This is a genomic window from Neisseria sp. P0021.S007, from assembly GCF_051956855.1.
On the sequence record NZ_JBQCXA010000582.1, the window covers coordinates 1 to 668 of the forward strand.

The 668-nt window shown below is 43.0% G+C and carries 1 protein-coding gene and 1 pseudogene; both read left to right on the forward strand.

Going from position 1 to position 668, the window contains the following annotated elements; genetic code table 11:
• Window positions 1-478, forward strand: a pseudogene (locus ACTHUR_RS14750) (hypothetical protein); the annotation flags it as partial.
• 9 nt (window positions 479-487) lie between these two features.
• A partial coding sequence (locus ACTHUR_RS14755; RefSeq protein WP_440399343.1) for a hypothetical protein occupies window positions 488-668 on the forward strand: 181 nt, incomplete at its 3' end.

The window sequence follows — 668 nt, forward strand, 5'->3', positions numbered from 1 at the left end:
TATTCAAGCTTCTAAAGATGGAACTTATGGCAAAAATAATGTGAACAATTATTTAAAATCATTACGGCATGGCTATGAATTTCCCGAAGCGAGCTTAGAAAGTAAGTTGTTAAAGGCACAAGACTTATTAGCTGAAGAAAAAGACATTAAAGACGATATTAAAGCAGACAGTGCTGAGCTGCACAGCAAAACCAAAGCCACCATTGAATCCCTGGATGATGCCGAAGCCCTCGATTTGCTCCGCCAAAAATGGTTTGTTCCGCTTAATGCGACGATGTGCAGGCTGCCTGAAAACATGCTGGCGCAATTTAGCCAAAAACTGACCGCACTTTGCGACAAATATGCCGATACCTATCAGCACATTAGCGAGCGTAAACAAGAGAGCGCCGCCGCACTGGCGCAAATGATGGACGAACTCACCGGCAGCGAGTTTGATTTGCAGGGCATTGCCGCATGGCAGGCGATTTTGAAAGGCTAAGGGGGGAAAATGGATAAACAACAAGAGCCACGTTTGCGGTTTAAAGGGTTTACGGGGGCGTGGGAAGAAAAGGTGTTGGGAGAAATTCTGAATGTGAGAAATGAATTTGTTGATTCAAGTTTATATGATTTAGATGTTGAATTAGAAAATCTTATTAGCAATTCAGGTATTTTAGTTGGCGATACGTCAG